The sequence below is a fragment of the Stieleria bergensis genome, assembly GCA_007745635.1.
Lineage (GTDB): Bacteria > Planctomycetota > Planctomycetia > Pirellulales > Pirellulaceae > Stieleria > Stieleria bergensis.
The window spans coordinates 1,841,900-1,855,737 of sequence record CP036272.1; the positions used below are offsets into that span (position 1 = coordinate 1,841,900).

Consider the following 13,838-nt stretch of genomic DNA (forward strand, 5'->3'; position numbering starts at 1 on the left):
CGATTGATTAAGTCAACCTAACGCCGTGGCGTCAAGCAGTTGAAGGGGAATCTGCGCCAGAATCATCCGTTTTGTCGACTTTTTATCCAGAAATAAGTTTCTCAATGGCCTCCGGCAAAGCAATGCACTCTTGTTCAAAAACGCGAGCGGCTAGCGTTTCTGGGCGATCTTCCGGTGAAATCTGACATGAACGCTGCAGGATAATGGGGCCATTGTCGTAGTGATTATCTACAAAGTGAACGGTGCAGCCACTGATCGTGCAGCCACGTTCAATCGCCGCTGCATGGACTCGCAAACCGTACATGCCTTTGCCTCCAAATGCAGGAAGCAATGACGGGTGGATATTGATGACACGTTTTGTGTAGTCGTCCGGAATCAGGACATGCTTTAAAAAACCCGCCATCACCACGTACTTGGCCCCACACTCACGCACTGGATTGAACATTGCGTCTGTATAGGTCGCATCATTGAAGTCGGACTTGCGAACGATTTTTGTAGGGATGTCGGCATCATTAGCGATCTGCAGGCCGCGCACGTCGGAGCGACTGCTGATCACAAGCCGTACATCGATTGCCAGCCCCTGTTGATCACGATATCGCAACAGGTTTTCAAGTGTTCGCCCGCTGCCGCTTAGGAACACTGCAATTGGCAGCGGCTCGGATTCATGCTTTGCGTTGCTCATGAGCTGACCTTACTGACCCACACCATACCGTGTTCGCTGTTCGCTCCGTCCCCTTCGTCCGTCTTGAATTCCAACGTATCGGCAAGCGTCTCTTCGCAGATCGTTTGACGATGTTCCTCAATCGCTTGCTCGACTTCCTCGCCGGTGGGGCTAACGCAGATCGCAATTCGATCGGTGTAGCCGCAGTCGATCGCCTTACGCTGGTTCTGTACGATGCGAATAACGTCTTTACTGATCCCTTCGCGTTGAAGTTCGTCGGTAACCTCGGTGTTCAGCACTACTACACAGCCTTGCCCTTGAGCTGCAGCCCAGCCGTCTTTGGCTTTCAGGCGAACTTCAATGTCATCGCTGTCTAGCTGAACAGAGCCTTCTCCTAGCTCTAAAACGACATGCCCGTTGTCTTGCAACTGAACCAGTAACTGGTTGCCATCTGCACTTGCCAACGCCTGCTTGACCTGCGGAACCTGCTTTCCAACCTTGGGCCCAAGCCGCTTGAAATTCGGAACAACCGTGTACTGAACGTACTGATTTCCATCAGTTGTGTAATGCACCGCTTTGACGTTGAGCTCTTCACGAATCAATGCATCATGACTTTGAAGCCAAGCGAGATTCGTATCGTCGGTCAAGATCACCGTGACTTCTAAGAGTGGCAAACGCACCTTCAGTTTCTCCGCCGCGCGTGCGGCACGTCCTAGCGAGGCAATCTCACGCAGGAGACGCATTGAATCGGAAAGTCCGTTGTCGATTCGACTAGGATCGCTGGCAGGAAAGTCACAGAGATGAACACTGGACAAGGTCTTCTTGCCAAATGGTTCCGTCAAGCCTTGCCAGATCGTGTCGGCTAAAAACGGTGTGAACGGAGCGGCTAGTTTGGTGAGCTCCAACAAGGTCTCGTAAAGCGTCCAGTACGCATCAAGCTTGTCTTGCGATTGCTTGTCGTTGGCCCAGAAGCGATCGCGGCTCCGACGGACAAACCAATTGCTTAACCCGTCCAGAAGCGTTGTGATCGCCTGGCAAGCATTGTAGTTATCCAACGCGTCCATCCGCTCTGTCACCGTAGCGATGGTGTGATGCAATTCCGAAAGAATCCAGCGATCAATCTCATTTCGCTGTTCGGCGGCGCGATAGCTTGGCGAGGAAGCCAACGACTTCGGAGAGAGCTGCTCGTCAGCATCGCCAGCTGTACGCGGATCGAAACCGTCGATTTCAGCATAGATTGTAAAGAAACTGTACGTGTTCCAAAGTCGCAGCAGGAACTCGGGGATGGAGTCCTTGATGGTCTGTTCGGCATAGATGGTTGAGTTCCAGGGCGCTTGATTTGCCAGAAGGTACCAGCGCAGTGCGTCTGCACCGTAACGCTGGAAAATCTCTTCGGGGCTCCGGTAGTTCCGAAGGGACTTGGACATCTTGCCCACTTGTTTGCTGAACTTGCCTCCCGATTTGGCTGCTTCTTTGGCCTCTGCTTCATCAAGCACAATCGTTTTCTGATGATCCGATTCAGTACGTTCCCACCACTGGGAAAGCATCAAGCCCAGCACGATACAGTTGCGGAACGGGACCGGATATTCGGTCCCGTCGGCAGCATTGGTTTCGCTGCCCTCCTCGCTGATCGAGGCGCCTTCCCCAAATAACATCGTTGCGATTGCTAGCTGACTGTAGAACCAGCCTCGCGTTTGGTCGATCGCTTCACTGATGAAGTCGGCCGGGAACTGATCTTCAAACTGAGCTTTACCCTGGTGAGGGTAGCCCCACTGCGCAAAGGGCATCGCACCGCTGTCGTACCAGCAGTCGATCACTTCGCTGACTCGCTGCATGCGTTTCCCTTCGGCAAACGGCGAGTCGTAGGTGATCGCATCGATGTATGGTTTGTGGACGCGCAGGTCATCAACCAATTCAGGGTTGGCGGCTTTGGCAGTTTGCCAGACCTCGGTTCCCTGCACTCCAGGCTTGGCTAAGAGTTCGTCATAGCTGCCGATCGCATCCATCCGCCCGGTTTCTTCACAAACCCAGATCGGCAGCGGCGTGCCCCAAAAACGCTCTCGCGACAACGCCCAGTCGACGTTGGATTCCAAGAAGTTTCCAAAGCGACCATCACGAATGTGTTCTGGTTGCCAGCCGATTTGCGAGTTGTTCTTCAACATCAAGTCACGGAAACGCGTGGTCCGAATGAACCAACTGCGGCGTGGATATTGGATCAGTGGATCCTGGTCTGCACGCCAGCAGAATGGATAATCGTGCAGGTATTGTTCCTGCAAGAACATCAAGCCGCGTTCTTTCAGCTCTCGTGACAAAGCCTTGTCAGCATCCTTGACCCAAGTCCCAAGCAGGTCGTCGGAAACGGCTTCAACAAACTTACCATCGGGACCAATGGCACACAGTAACTCCGGCCGTTCGCCTTCAACGAAGCGCCGTTGTTCTCGATCGTAAACGTCATAGTCAACCTCGCCAAAGGCGGCGGCTTGGTGGACAATGCCCGTTCCGCTATCGGTGGTGACGAAGTCTGCTTCGACGACACGCCAATAGAAATACTCTTCGCGACGGTCGCCGATGGGGGTGATCAGCGCACCTGTTGCATCGCCGAGCGTTTTGTAATAACCATCGAATGGCGGCATGTATCGAAGACCCAGCAGATCACTGCCTTTGCAGGTTTCAACCGTTTCCAATTCCGTCTTGCTCCTCGCGGCGATGGTCTCCACCAGGCTGCTCGCGATATACAGCAGTTGATCGCTGTCAGCTTGTTTGACCAGTGAATACTCCAGCTCGGGGTGGACAGCGGCATACATATTGCTCGGCAGCGTCCAGGGCGTCGTGGTCCAAACGAGCAGGCTGCGATCCGGTTGGTCAAGCAAAGGAAAGCGAACATAGACGCTGGGGTCAGCGACTTCTCGATACCCCTGTCCCACTTCTCCGGAAGACAGCGCCGTACCACCCTGCGCCCACCACCAGACAATCTTGTGACCTTGATACAACAAGCCACGATCAAAGAGGTTCTTCAGGCTCCACCAAACACTTTCGACATAGCTCTGGTGATAGGTCACGTATGCTTCGTCGAGGTCGACCCAGAAACCAAGCCGCTCGGTCAGACGTTGCCACTCCTGCATGTAACGCCAGACAGACTGTTGGCATTTCTGGATGAACGGTTCGATCCCGTACGCTTCGATCTCTTCCTTGCTGTGAATGCCCAGTTCTTTGCCGACTTCGACCTCGACGGGTAAACCGTGAGTGTCCCAACCCGCTTTCCGTTCACAACGAAATCCGCGCATGGTTTTGTAACGCGGGAAAACATCCTTGATCGTCCGAGTCAGACAGTGGCCGGGGTGCGGCATGCCATTGGCCGTCGGCGGGCCTTCGTAGAAGACGAATGAGGGAGCGTTTTGGCGGCGCTCAAGGGATTGCTGGTAAATCTTGTTCTGCTGCCAAAACTGTAGGATCTGCTCTTCCAGATCCGAAAACTTGGGACTGTTGGGGGCAGCTTTGAAGGGGGCAGCTTGATCGGGCATGATGGCTCAATCGGGGAAACAGGCAAAAAAACGCGTCAACGGGCCCGAATTGTAGTGGGCCGAGGCCAATCTTCGTAGGCCTTGAAGTGGGGGATGCGATAAGTGATCTGGGGGTTCGCCCAGCGAAGGTCGCCATGAGGCTGTTTTTGACCTCCTAGGGACCTTTCCGACGCTGACCCGACGCTTTTCCTAATCCTCAAAATTCCTGCGTCCGATACCATCCGATAGGTCGCTTTGCGCTATTTGACCACTCCGTCTCGGATCTATGATGTCCTCCACTGTTAACCCATCGCAAGATTTGCCGCCCGATGCTGATTCGCATCCGCACGCGGCGGCCGGGATCCATGCGTCGCTGCATGACTGGGTCATGCAGTGGGGAGAGGCAGTTGTCGAGGGCATTCGCACGGTCGGTGACATTGGGCTGTTTGCCTGGAACATGTTGACTTGGTTGTTCACGCGTGTGCCCCAACGTGGCACGCTGCTTGTCAATCTGTACAGCGTAGGAGTGCTGAGTCTGCCGGTCGTCGCCTTGACAGGAACGTTCATCGGCATGGTGTTGGCGGTTCAAAGCCACCATCAGTTCCAAGCGATTGGGATGGAAAATCAATTGGGCAAAGTGATCAACGCCTCGTTGGTTTGTGAACTCGGTCCCGTCCTGGCCGCCACGATGTTATCCGGACGCGTTGGTGGCGCAATGGCAGCTGTCCTGGGAACCATGCGAGTCACAGAGCAGATTGATGCGCTGACGACCATGGGTGCCGATCCCATGCACTATCTTGTGGTCCCGCGATTCCTGGCCTGCGTGTTGCTGATTCCAGCCCTCACCACGATGGCCGATTTCATGGGTATCGTTGGAGGGTACTTTTATTCCGTTTACATTTTGGAAATCGATCACGCCGCGTATTTGGAGCATTCACGTCAAGCCGTTGTCGGGTTTGATTTGTTTAGCGGAGTCTTAAAAAGTGTTTTCTTTGGCGCGATCATTTCCGTTGTCAGTTGTTACCAAGGATTTCATTGTCGCCCCGGTGCCGAAGGCGTCGGACGAGCTGCAACTAGTGCGTTTGTGTATTCCTTTGTTTTGATTTTGGCGGTCGACTTGGTTTTGAACATCGTTCTTAACCGCGGTTACTACTATTACTATTCCTTTAGTCCCTAGGTGTAGTGAGGTAACTCAAAAGTGACAGAAGCACCAGATCATGAGCCCGTCAGTCAGAGCAACGACTCGTCGACGGCACAGCCAACTGCAGGCAAGCAGCGCGGATTGATTGAGTTTGATCGCCTGACCATCGCGTTTAACGAACAGCCCGTCTTGAAGGATATTTCGCTGACGATTGATCGCGGCGAAACCATCGCTGTCATCGGAGAGAGCGGTTGCGGCAAAACGGTCTTAATGAAGACGTTGCTGGGGTTGATTCATCCCACCTCCGGACGAGTCACCTTCGATGGCAAGGACCTATCTGCGTTGCCTCCAAAGCAGTGTGCGGATCTGCGGTTACGGTTCGGGTTTGTCTTTCAAAATGCCGCGCTGTTTGACAGCATGACCATTTTCGATAACGTCGCGTTTCCCATGCGACAAAGTCATCGCTACGCAGAGGACGAAGTCAGTTCGCGAGTCATGGAGCATCTCCATCAAGTTGGCTTGCCGGCCAGTGTTGCCAGCAAACGGCCCGGCGAATTAAGTGGCGGAATGCGCAAACGCGTCGGCATTGCACGCGCCATCATTTTGGAACCTGAGGTGGTGGTTTACGACGAGCCAACCACGGGACTCGATCCCATCATGAGTGATGTGATCAACGAACTGATGATCGGCGTGCGGAATCGCTATCCCGTCACCAGCGTGATTGTCACGCACGACATGCGGACGACGCGTCGAGTCGCGAATCGAGTGTTGATGTTGTATCCGCGGACCCGTTTAAAGAAGGGTGAGCCACAGTTGTTGTTTGATGGCCCACCGGCAGACATGGAGACCGACCCCGATTCTCGCGTGAGCCAATTTGTGCGTGGAGAAGCTGGGACTCGACTACAGGAACTGGCGGGCTAATGATGCCAGAGAAAGTCATGGATGAAAATCGTTTGAAGTTCGCCGTGGGCGTGTTGGTTATCGCTTCCATCGCCACCGGTGTGATTCTCACTTTCCTGTTTGGCGCCATCCCAAACATTCTCAACCGCGAGTACATGTTGATGGTGTCCTTTCCCAGCGCTGATGGGATCAAGGTGAATTCGCCGGTCGTCATGCGAGGTGTCCAGATCGGACGCGTCTCGGGGCGTGAGCTGCGTCAAGATGACGTCTTGCTAACCATCGGCATCGAGGCGGCGTATCAAGAAACGCTAACCCGGCAGTATCTTCCTCGCATCGGTTCAAGCAGCTTGATCACCGGTGATGCCAATCTGGAATTTGTCAAAGCCAAGCCAGAGGAATTGGTGGGGCTTGATGCGACAACCCTGACACAGAGCTATCAGGATCAGGACTACTTAAGTTCCGTGCGGTCCAGTGGCGGACCCTTCGATCTGTTGATGGGAATGGAGGACGAGCTCGCGGAGACCTTGCAGTCTGTTCGTGGAGCCAGTGAGTCCTTGCAGTCGGTCTCGCAGAATGTCAACGCGTTGGTCGATGATGCCAAGAAAGTCGTTGGCAACACGGATCAAAACTTGGACGCGTTCTCCACCGAAGCTCGAGAGGCGATCGTGGAGTTCCAAGGGTTAATGACCGATCTGCGCGGCTTGTTCGGAGATCCAGAGTTCCGCGCAGCGCTGGGGGACTCGGTTTCTGAATTGCCAACGGTCATGAAGGAGTTGCAATCCACGCTGCGCAGTTCCCGTGACACCTTTGACGCCTTCGAAAAGATTGGGCGCACCGCGGAAGGGACGGTGGAGAATGCTGACGCCGCGCTGAAGGATCTTCGCGAGGCAATTGTCTCTGCGAAGGGAACGGCCATGTCAGCGCAGAAGACATTTAGCAACCTAGAAAAAATCACCGACCCGCTGGCTGCAAACAGCGACGAACTGGCCGCCGATCTGTTTTCCACGATCAAGAGTCTTAACGGCAGCTTGCAACAAGTTGAAGTGTTCTTGACTGCTGCCAACAACAACGAAGGGACTCTGCGTCGGCTCTTGGAGGATGATGAAGTTTACTGGCATCTGAAGCGGACGATTGAAAACGCTGAAATCGTTTCCGCCAAGTTGATTCCCATCATCGATGATGCCCGAGTCTTTTCAGATAAGATCGCGCGCGATCCCAGACAACTGGGGGTTAAGGGTGCTCTGGATCGAAGAGGGACAGGTCTGGGTTTGAAGTAGCGGTGGGGGCTGCAATCTGATTGAAATTCACCAAGCGTGTCGTTGGCAGTCGATCGCTCAGCAGTGGCAGCGCTGGATCGACAATCCCTTGCCGGGAAAGTTCAGCCACGTTGGTGATCTCGCTGTTGCAAGATTTTAGCAACACCAGTTCGTCAGCATGGGTTTCGATGGCCAACCAGCCTGCGATCGCATCGGTTGTCGTCTCCCACGATTCCGGCAAGGGGCAGGCCAGTCCTGGGAAGTAAAAACTGTCCACCGCAATCAGCATGGATGCGGTCGTCACCGGGCGACGTGTTTTGAGTTGCTCTGCGAACTGCTGGCGATTGGAAATGATTTCCCACGTTGTGAGTTGAGAGGCCAACCATTGAAAGGTCACTCGCAACAGGTCAACACATTGCCAATGCACATGCTTTGCGGTGAGCGAGTGTTGGGCATCCAGTTCACGCACGGCGTCGATCAGTTTGCCTCCACCAACGATCGCCAGTGTCTGAGCGGGCGGTTGTTTGGCGAGCCAAGCCAAGAGCTTTTCTGCCAGATGGTCAGTCTGCAACAAGCTGCCACCAATCTTCAAGATCCGTCGTTTGATAGGGTGTTTTGACATCTTGTTGGGCTCGGTCGGCACGCACAATTCATGCAATCGTCAAGGTTGACGCATCTTGTGATTTCGGCATCACGGTTTTACTGATTTCAGTCGCAATGATGTCGCTTTACTACTGGTCGTGATCAACGCTTCTGCGATCATTGCTCCAGTTAATCTTCTGCCAGATCGGTTGTCTTTCCTGTTAACGAGTGCTCGTATGTTAACGGAAAGCAGCGATTGGGTGTTCACAGGTGCGTTATTAGGAATCGCAGGTCATGAGAGTTAAGGCAAAGCAAACGATGGTCCACGTTGCGTCACTTGTTCGGGACTCACTTGCCGTCGCACCAGGGTTGCGAAACGTTGTCATGGTTGCAATCGCCTGTGTTGGCTATCAAGCCAGCGCGCAAGTCGTCACACCCGCACCCTATGCTCCAATGGTCGCCAATCCAGTGGTCGCCCCGGTCATGGTCCCCGTCTTTCCTGAGAGGCGTGCAAGCAATCTGCGTGATTTGCGGCGAATGCGACGCGCACAGCTGCCTTTGGTTTATCCCACCAATCAAATGGTGCTAACACCGGCCGTTCCCCCAACTGCGGCATTCAGGTCAGTCCAGCAAACGAGTTACTCGCTGCCGGTAGGTTCGTCGATCTCCTCAGTGTATCCATCGGACATCACGTCCGTGCCAGCACCCGGCATCACGCCAGCACCGGTCGCCGCGCCAGTTTGGGCGCCGATGGCGCCCGTGATGCCGAGACCTGTTCCCGTCATTCCGGCGAGGGCACATGACGTTTTTGTGCCGTTCTTCTAAGCGTCTCTCTTTGATAACAAAGGTTTCTCGATCAATCAGCCTTCGTCAGCTAGACGATTGAGCACTTCTGCTCCTTGGCGAAGTGTCTCATCGGCAGCAGCAAAGCTGATGCGAAAGTGAGTGTCTTTGTCGCTGAAGATTTTGCCAGGAATGATCAGCACGCCCTGCTCGATGGCTCGCTTGACAAAGGCTTCTCCTCCGTCGTTTCCGGGCGCTTTGGCAAACAGGTAAAAAGCCCCGCCAGGCCGAGTGAATTCGAATCGGTCGGCAAGTAGATCACAAATGAGATCTCGTTTCTGACGATAGTCATCGATGTGACTGCTCAAATCGACTTCCAATGCTTTCAAGGCGCCCCACTGAGCCGGTTGTGGAGAGCAAACAAACGAGTACTGCTGGATCTTCAGCATCGTTGCGATCACTTCTTGCGGTCCGTGCACATAGCCGACGCGCCAGCCAGTCATCGCGTGGCTTTTGCTGAATCCATCAATCACGATCGCATCCGGATTGAACTGTGCAGCTGAAACGAACGGTGTGTCGTAATGGAAGTGGCTGTAGATCTCATCAGAGACTAAGGCGATGTTGTGTTTGGCGGCCAGTTTGGCCACCGCTTCAATTTGCTCCACGGTCGCTGTCACGCCGGTTGGATTCGCCGGTGTGTTCAGCAAAATCATTTTGGTCTTGGGAGTGATGGCGGCAGCGATCTTATCGGGGTCAACTTGAAAGTCCGGATAAGAATCAATTGGCACTGCGACTCCGCCGGCCATCTTTAGCAGCGCCGGGTACATGACAAAGAAGGGATCCAGGTAAATCACTTCGTCACCAGGATTGATCATCGACATCATCGAAAGCATCAAGCCGCCGCTGGTCCCGCTGCTGATGAACACCTCTCGGTCAGGATGGGCATAGCGCTGATCAAGATCTGCTTTGATTGCTTCCCGCAGCGGAGCGATCCCTTGAGTGGGCGAGTATGCATTTTTGCCACTTTCAATCGCTTCGACGGCCGCCTGTTGCACGGATTCTGGGACATCGAAATCAGGTTGTCCGATCGACAAATTGATCGGGTCCTTGAGGTTGGCCGCCAAATCGAAGACTTTGCGAATCCCGCTGGCATCAAATGTTGTCGTCCGCTGGGCTATCCAAGGGTGCATGGGTTGGTCATCAGTAAGAGAAAGGTCAATAATGTTGCTTAGATCAGGGGTGGGCGCCCATCCCGATCGGATGTTGGTCGCCGTATTCTAGACGAGAGATGAATTGTGGGAGAGGTGTATTACGTCGAACCGGTGATCCGCTTTTGTGCGGTGATTTCACGCCATTCAGAATTACGCCAGAGGGCGATCGAACGTTTGCAAACGGCCTGGGGCAAAATTGTGCTGCGCAGTGAGCCCCAGCCATTTGTCGCTGGAGGCTATTACACGCAGACAATGGGCGAGACACTGCTGAAGGAACTGATTGCCTTTGAACAGCCCATTGATAGTGCGGGAATGGCCGACTGGAAACTGTTTACCAACGATCTGGAAAATGAATTTCTGAATTCTCAGTATGGCGAAGCACGTCCATTGAACTTAGACCCTGGTTACATCACTCAAGCCAAGTTGGTCTTGGCGACGACCAAGGATCGCGATCATCGGATTTATCTGCGTGATGCGATTTTCGCCGAAGTCACGTTGACGTACCGCGCCAAAAAATGGATTGATCATCGCTGGACCTATCCAGATTATCGATCCGAGAAGGTCTCTGATTTTGCCACCCAGTGTCGCAACCATTTGCGAGACTGTTTGAAAAAAACAACCGGATTTCGACACAAGTAAAGCAGGTTGCGTCACCGTTATCGCTGTCGAATCAGTTCGAATGCACTGAGATTGTCGCGTTCGATCACTGGCTGGATCGCTTTCAAGAACCGATCGGCGTCCACAGGGTAACCTGCGGTGGGTTTGAGTGGCTTGCCGGGATGAAGCTTGCTGTACTCGGTTGCGAAGTACTCGTTCATTGATTCCATCGCCAGTTCACGCATGCATTTGGCAATCATGGATGAAAATGCAACGGGCGTGAAACGGTCGCCCTTGACGGTGAAACGAATCTCGAAGGGAGTCTTCTGAAAGGGGACGCGATAATGACTTTCCCCGCTGGTTTCGTCGATCACTTGAACCAATTGACCATCAAACGCCATCTGCAATGGGCCGGCGTAATAGCGTCGCCCTCCAAAGCGATCGCAGTAGACCGAGATACAGTCACTGACAGCGAGCGTTGACTGGGAATGACTGTCCTCTAGCATTTGCCGAACGAGGGCCAGGGTTGAGGAGGCTAGCAGGTCAGCTTTGTTCATACCGCTGTCGCACAGTTCATTGAATGACTGAGCAGTGATGACGCGCGACTTGACAGCCAGCAACTTGACGTCTCCGGTGCCCCAGGCTTGCAGCAAGGTTTCTCGAGCCAATGGGCTGACACAAGGGATCGTTGCTTCGTTGTTTAACGTGCTCAGCCACGGTGTGCTGGCCAACGCGTCAAGGTCGGCAGGCGAGCAGTTCATGCTGAACGGATTCAGCGAATCATCAACCGGAGGATTCGACTGTTGATTGATCCAGTCGCCTGCTGTTTGTGTGACCGCTAGCAGTTTAAAGAGCCCCTGTGGAATGGCGGCGTCTTGCGTCGGGTTATCAGAGTTTGCTTGCGCGATTGACTGGGACGCCGGCCGAGCACTGGTGGGCTTGAAGACAGCCTTGGAGTCATCAATCTTGATCTTGGTGGGCTTGCCGTTTGGTCCCTGACAACTGACGGGGCTGCTGAGAGCCGAAAATTGTCGGCCCAAGTCATCGTGGCCAGTTTCACGGTCGATGTTCCACATCGTCGCGGTAACGACCAGTGGCCCTAGTTTGGGGCCGTAACCAGCTTCATCAGTCGCGATCAATATCATCAGGCTGTCATGGTTAAGTGGTCCGCCATGAAATCAAAGCGGTGGAGTGAGTGGCGAAGACAGCGGGCGTCTTGCGAATTCTGTTGGCGAAAGCACTTTCGGGGTGTTGTTCTGAATCGGTTCAACGCGTCCGGCGTTGGAATTCGCCGCTGAGTTTGAGCTTCAGCTTGATCTCGAGTCGGAGCGGATTCACGTTTCACACCGCGCGGCTGGCACTGAGTGACCGTGCGGTAGATGGTACCGGTTTGAGTTCGCGTCGACACCCGCCCGTCCGACAAGCCACGATCAGCTCAGTGGCGGGCCGTTTTTGGGCTTAAACGCAACTCCGCAGAAAAACAGCCTTGAATTGCTCTGGTCAGCCGCTCAGGAATTTCGCTATCTGTTTCTGCAGTTGATTCAATCTCGAAAAAGTGGCACGAATGCGTCACGGAGGACAGTCGTGCAAACCATAAAAACCGCTGCTGTAGTCGTTCTGATGCTGACCGTTTTGTACGGTGGGTACGTATCGTTGACGACTCCACCAGAACCCATCTCGCCGGAAGTTCAGCAGTTTTTGGACATTGATGAATCACTTAGCAGTGATTTTTCACCTTCATCGGACTTGGCTGAAGAATTCGGTTTGGACCAAGGCTTCGGCGGTCCGGACGTTCAGACTGCTCGCGATGCCGTGGCTCCTGAGCCGCCGGCATCTGCCGTGGCAACCGGGTATGGTACCGGCGTTCCCTCCATGAACGCCGTCGCGACGGAGACGACTCCACAGGCAGAACCGTTGCAGGGCGTACCTCGTGCGACGTTACCAGCGACGACGGCAGCCGCCTCAGCACCTGCGGTCCCAGGCGGATTTCGCTCGACCAACACACCCTCGATGGACCTGGGACAGTTACAGCCCCAGCTGAATGCAACTCAGCCCTCTGCAGGCAGAGCCGCCCCTGTTTTACCACCCGCCGGTGGCGCGAGCGGTCAATTGGGCACAGACGCAGATCCCAGCACAGTCACAGGCTACACCAGCACAGGCAAGACCTTTGTAGTGCCAGATCCCAAGGCAGACGCCAACCAACTGGGCCCACGCGGTACTGCCAATGCAGCAACCTTACAAGGCAATCCAAGCACCGCTCAAAGCAACGGCCGTCCGTCCGGGGCATTGGCTTCGGCAGAACTGGGGGCTGGATCTCCGGTCGATCGCCAGCCAGGCAATCAGGCTGCACCGAATGCTGACGAAATCAAGCAACGCAGCCTCATTCGCGCCATGGAAACCTGTGACAGGTATTATCAGAAAGGTCAGCTGAAAGAGGCCTTGGCCCTGTTAAGCATGTTCTACAGCAAACCCAATTTGGATCCTGAGTTGCGTGCTCAAATGTTGAGTCGCCTGGACCCTTTGGCGCGTGACGTGATTTATTCCAAGCGACACTTGTTGGCTCAACCTCATCGGGTTCGCGGTGGTGAAACCATGATGGACATTGCTCGCGAATATCAAGTGCCTTGGCAATTGTTGGCAAATATCAACGGCGTTGAAGATCCTGTCACTGTTCTTCCAGGAACAGAGCTGAAAGTCATTCAAGGCCCGTTTCGGGCGGAGGTCAATCTGACCACCAAGCAGCTGACACTCTTTCTGGATGACCTTTACGCCGGTCGATTTCCCATCGAGGTTGGCAACGATCCGCAGCCTGCTCCTGGCACGTTCACCGTGCTGGATAAACGCAGTGATCGCGTTTACTACACCGCACAGGGAACGGCAGTGCCAGCGAACGACCCCAGTAATCCCTATGGCAAGATGTGGCTGGATTTGGGCGGTCGAATCTGTATTCATGGCAGCCCCAATGCGGTTCAACCGACCGACAAAGGCTGCATTAGTGTTGCCGGCGACTATGCCGATGACGTGCATGGAATTCTTGGCCAAGGTTCATCGGTCGTGATCATTCGCTGATCGGTTGCCAGCGGCGTGGTCAGGTCGCCAGTGCGATGGCGACAAACCCCATCGATCCCCAGACCGCGAATCAGCGGTTTCGGATTGATTCGCCAGCTGAGCTTCGGCGGACGAAGCCTTGTCAATCGCTGGCTGGAC

At 54.3% G+C, this 13,838-nt stretch carries 11 protein-coding genes; 6 read left to right on the top strand and 5 right to left on the bottom strand.

The window, feature by feature from the left end:
• Positions 1–82: 82 nt before the first annotated feature.
• The gene (gene purN / locus SV7mr_RS06210) at positions 83–682 is read right to left on the bottom strand and encodes a phosphoribosylglycinamide formyltransferase (RefSeq protein ID WP_145270198.1); all 600 of its coding nucleotides are present in this window, start codon (positions 680–682) and stop codon (positions 83–85) included.
• The gene (ileS, locus tag SV7mr_RS06215) at positions 679–4,182 is read right to left on the bottom strand and encodes an isoleucine--tRNA ligase (RefSeq protein ID WP_145270201.1); all 3,504 of its coding nucleotides are present in this window, start codon (positions 4,180–4,182) and stop codon (positions 679–681) included. The genes purN and ileS overlap by 4 nt, the downstream gene beginning before the upstream one ends.
• Positions 4,183–4,549: 367 nt before the next feature.
• Between ileS and SV7mr_RS06220 the strand changes: the two genes are divergently transcribed.
• From SV7mr_RS06220 to SV7mr_RS06230, 3 genes are read left to right on the top strand one after another with little or no spacing between them, the layout of a single operon-like run.
• A complete protein-coding gene (locus SV7mr_RS06220; RefSeq protein WP_419188453.1) occupies positions 4,550–5,338 on the top strand; it encodes an MlaE family ABC transporter permease in 789 nt (262 codons plus the stop codon).
• A 21-nt stretch (positions 5,339–5,359) separates the two neighbouring features.
• On the top strand, positions 5,360–6,223 hold the full coding sequence (locus tag SV7mr_RS06225; protein ID WP_145270203.1) for an ABC transporter ATP-binding protein: 864 nt from the start codon (positions 5,360–5,362) through the stop codon (positions 6,221–6,223).
• Between the two features lie 17 nt (positions 6,224–6,240).
• Positions 6,241–7,479, top strand: a complete 1,239-nt coding sequence (locus tag SV7mr_RS06230; RefSeq protein ID WP_419188165.1) for an MlaD family protein — start codon at positions 6,241–6,243, stop codon at positions 7,477–7,479.
• Here the strand turns inward: SV7mr_RS06230 and SV7mr_RS06235 are convergent.
• Positions 7,433–8,080, bottom strand: a complete 648-nt coding sequence (locus SV7mr_RS06235) for an amino acid kinase family protein (protein ID WP_145270208.1) — start codon at positions 8,078–8,080, stop codon at positions 7,433–7,435. The genes SV7mr_RS06230 and SV7mr_RS06235 overlap by 47 nt on opposite strands.
• Positions 8,081–8,334: 254 nt before the next feature.
• Here SV7mr_RS06235 and SV7mr_RS06240 point away from each other — a divergent pair, with 254 nt between their 5' ends.
• Positions 8,335–8,865: a hypothetical protein gene (locus tag SV7mr_RS06240; protein ID WP_145270210.1), complete on the top strand. Its 531-nt coding sequence runs from the start codon at positions 8,335–8,337 to the stop codon at positions 8,863–8,865.
• A gap of 35 nt (positions 8,866–8,900) precedes the next feature.
• Here the strand turns inward: SV7mr_RS06240 and SV7mr_RS06245 are convergent, their stop codons facing one another.
• Entirely contained in the window at positions 8,901–10,013 is a 1,113-nt protein-coding gene (locus SV7mr_RS06245; RefSeq protein WP_145270212.1) for a pyridoxal phosphate-dependent aminotransferase, read from the bottom strand.
• A gap of 105 nt (positions 10,014–10,118) precedes the next feature.
• Between SV7mr_RS06245 and SV7mr_RS06250 the strand changes: the two genes are divergently transcribed.
• Positions 10,119–10,673 carry a DUF4416 family protein gene (locus SV7mr_RS06250; protein WP_145270214.1) on the top strand — a complete coding sequence of 185 codons (555 nt, stop codon included), beginning with the start codon at positions 10,119–10,121 and terminating at the stop codon, positions 10,671–10,673.
• A 17-nt stretch (positions 10,674–10,690) separates the two neighbouring features.
• On the opposite strand, the gene SV7mr_RS06255 is transcribed toward SV7mr_RS06250, so the two are convergent.
• Positions 10,691–11,776: a ribonuclease H family protein gene (locus SV7mr_RS06255; protein WP_145270216.1), complete on the bottom strand. Its 1,086-nt coding sequence runs from the start codon at positions 11,774–11,776 to the stop codon at positions 10,691–10,693.
• Between the two features lie 439 nt (positions 11,777–12,215).
• Here SV7mr_RS06255 and SV7mr_RS06260 point away from each other — a divergent pair, with 439 nt between their 5' ends.
• Entirely contained in the window at positions 12,216–13,700 is a 1,485-nt protein-coding gene (locus SV7mr_RS06260) for a L,D-transpeptidase family protein (RefSeq protein WP_145270219.1), read from the top strand.
• The last annotated feature ends 138 nt before the right edge of the window (positions 13,701–13,838 follow it).

Excerpts from the sequence above, each read along its gene's own strand:
- purN (WP_145270198.1), bottom strand. The coding sequence starts at position 682 with ATGAGCAACGCAAAGCATGAATCCGAGCCGCTGCCAATTGCAGTGTTC.
- ileS (WP_145270201.1), bottom strand. The coding sequence starts at position 4,182 with ATGCCCGATCAAGCTGCCCCCTTCAAAGCTGCCCCCAACAGTCCCAAG.
- SV7mr_RS06220 (WP_419188453.1), top strand. The coding sequence starts at position 4,550 with ATGCAGTGGGGAGAGGCAGTTGTCGAGGGCATTCGCACGGTCGGTGAC.
- SV7mr_RS06230 (WP_419188165.1), top strand. The coding sequence starts at position 6,241 with ATGGATGAAAATCGTTTGAAGTTCGCCGTGGGCGTGTTGGTTATCGCT.
- SV7mr_RS06235 (WP_145270208.1), bottom strand. The coding sequence starts at position 8,080 with ATGTCAAAACACCCTATCAAACGACGGATCTTGAAGATTGGTGGCAGC.
- SV7mr_RS06240 (WP_145270210.1), top strand. The coding sequence starts at position 8,335 with ATGAGAGTTAAGGCAAAGCAAACGATGGTCCACGTTGCGTCACTTGTT.
- SV7mr_RS06245 (WP_145270212.1), bottom strand. The coding sequence starts at position 10,013 with ATGCACCCTTGGATAGCCCAGCGGACGACAACATTTGATGCCAGCGGG.
- SV7mr_RS06255 (WP_145270216.1), bottom strand. The coding sequence starts at position 11,776 with ATGATATTGATCGCGACTGATGAAGCTGGTTACGGCCCCAAACTAGGG.